Annotated in this window: 2 protein-coding genes and 1 pseudogene; 2 read left to right on the top strand and 1 reads right to left on the bottom strand. The window is 39.6% G+C overall.

Annotated features, from left to right (window positions below):
* Positions 1-411: 411 nt before the first annotated feature.
* Both PX481_RS03140 and PX481_RS03145 read left to right on the top strand, forming a co-directional pair.
* Positions 412-1,200 carry an ABC transporter permease gene (locus tag PX481_RS03140; protein WP_288027559.1) on the top strand — a complete coding sequence of 263 codons (789 nt, stop codon included), beginning with the start codon at positions 412-414 and terminating at the stop codon, positions 1,198-1,200.
* Positions 1,201-1,371: 171 nt separating this feature from the next.
* On the top strand, positions 1,372-1,956 hold the full coding sequence (locus tag PX481_RS03145) for a pseudouridine synthase (RefSeq protein ID WP_002751273.1): 585 nt from the start codon (positions 1,372-1,374) through the stop codon (positions 1,954-1,956).
* Positions 1,957-2,230: 274 nt separating this feature from the next.
* Here the strand turns inward: PX481_RS03145 and PX481_RS30025 are convergent.
* A pseudogene (locus PX481_RS30025) lies at positions 2,231-2,331 on the bottom strand (IS200/IS605 family transposase); the annotation flags it as partial.

Below are 2,331 nucleotides of genomic sequence, written 5' to 3' on the forward strand. Positions count from 1 at the left end.
AAGATGAACGTAGGTTGGGTTGAAGCATGAAACCCAACGCCCGCTCATGTTACGCTACCGCTAACCCATCCTACTGGACTGTTTCAGCTAATTTGGTGTATTAGAAAAATGCTATAAATTCTATAATCTAAGACTTTAAGCCGAAATCTATTGCCCTATTTTAGCTGAAACAGTCCACTACATTTTACTAAACTGGGATGAGTAGTAGGTAGCGTAACGCACCAAATTAAATTAATCCTAGGTGTGGTGCGTTACGACGGATTGTTAGATTCAAGTTTAAGCAGAGATTGTCGCCGTCTAACGCACCCTACATTTTACTACATTTTACTAAACTGGGATGAGCCACTCTTGAAAAAGGGGACAAATATTAATTATTATTAAAAGTATATTTACTAATTAACCAAAATACCAGTGAAACTAGCTCAAGCTCAGACGATATTAACAGACACTTTAACCGTATTTTGGGGAGAATGGCTAGATTTACGCGCGAGAGTCCTTCAGATCGCCGCCACAGGTTTAGTTTCTCCCCTAATCTATATTATCGGTTTCGGGTTGGGGTTGGGAAGCGCCCTCGATCGCTCGATGAAACCCTCACTCGGCGATTCCTATCTAGAATTTATTTTACCCGGAATGGTGGCCCTGTCCTCAATGGCGATCAGTTTCGGGGGAACCACCTTTTCCATCTGTGGCGATCGCTTATTTAGTAAAACCTTCGAGGAATTATTATTACTTCCCGTCCATCCCCTCTCATTATTTTTAGGCAAAGTTTTCGCGGGAATTTTGCGCGGTGTAATGACTTCTGCATCAGTGATTCTCGTTGCTATCTTATTTACAGGAAAATTTGCCAGTTTTCTCAATCCCCTCTTTTTATTAGTTTTAATCTTAAATTGTGCCGTCTTTGCCGGTTTAGGGGCAATTGTCGGATTGCGAGTTACATCCCTCGAAAGTGTCAGTCTGTATAATAACTTTGTAATCGTGCCGATGTCTTTTTTAGGAGCAACTTTTTTCGACCCCCAAACCTTACCCTGGCCATTAAAAATTATTGTTTATTCCTTGCCCCTCACCTATGCTAGTCTGGGATTAAGAGCCGCAGCCTACGATATTAATCAATTTCCTTGGTTCGCTATCCCCATTTTATTAATCGTCGCTATTCTTCTCTCGATTGTCGGTGCTTATCAATTCTCCCATCAACGGGATTGAATCAGTTATCAGTAATCAGTAATCAGTTATCAGATTTTAGTTTTCAGTGAATAGTATTAAGTGGCAAGTTTTGAGCTTTATTTTCATGGATTACTGTTTGATTTTTACTGATAAAAGCAAAAAGCTCCTGACTCCTATTTCCTGACTCCTATCTCCTGACTTATTTTTACTTTGAATAAATATATCCTTTTTTATAAACCCTACGATGTATTATGTCAGTTTACTGATGAAAATGGTCGCTCGACTTTAAAAGATTATATTCCCATCCCGAATATCTATTCTGTCGGTCGTTTAGATAGGGACAGCGAGGGATTATTATTACTCACAGATAACGGTCAATTACAGCATCGTTTGGGTCATCGTCAATTTGCTCATCCGCGTACCTATTGGGTACAAGTCGAAAGAATTCCAGACCTAAACGCTTTAGAAAAATTGCGTCAAGGTCTTCCTATTCAGGATTATCGCACTCGACCAGCAATAGTTAATTTACTAGATTTTGAACCAGATTTACCCCCCAGAGAGCCACCGATTCGTTATCGAAAATCTGTCCCCACCGCTTGGTTAGAAATTACCTTAACTGAGGGAAGAAATCGTCAGGTAAGAAGGATGACGGCTGCCGTTGGTTATCCGACTTTAAGATTAATTAGAACAGCCATTACTATTGACAAAAACAATAAATTATGCTTAACAGGATTACAACCCGGTCAATGGCGAGAAGTGACTGAAAAAGAGAGAAAAGCCTTGGAAAGGTTATAATTTCTGTAAGTAACCTTGATAAGTGGGTGGGTGGAATTAAATATAAGATGAACGTAGGTTGGGTTGAAGCATGAAACCCAACGCCTGCATGGGTTACGCTACCGCTAACCCATCCTACAAATAATTCTGCCTCCCTACTTAACCAAAGTTGAATGTATAGTTTGGGACTTGATCAAATTACCCACAATTATCTATAATCGTGAATATTAAACCTAAAGACAAATATGAAAGTTAAAAATGAACTACCCCGCCGCAAGCGGACGGGGTATCAGAATCAAAATAGACTCAATTGTAGATTTTGGTGTAGCTGCAGGTATTCTTTATCTTGTTCTTTTACATATCTCGCTATCATACCTTCATCCCCATGCTTTCCTA

Source organism: Microcystis sp. M53603_WE2 (genome assembly GCF_030065435.1).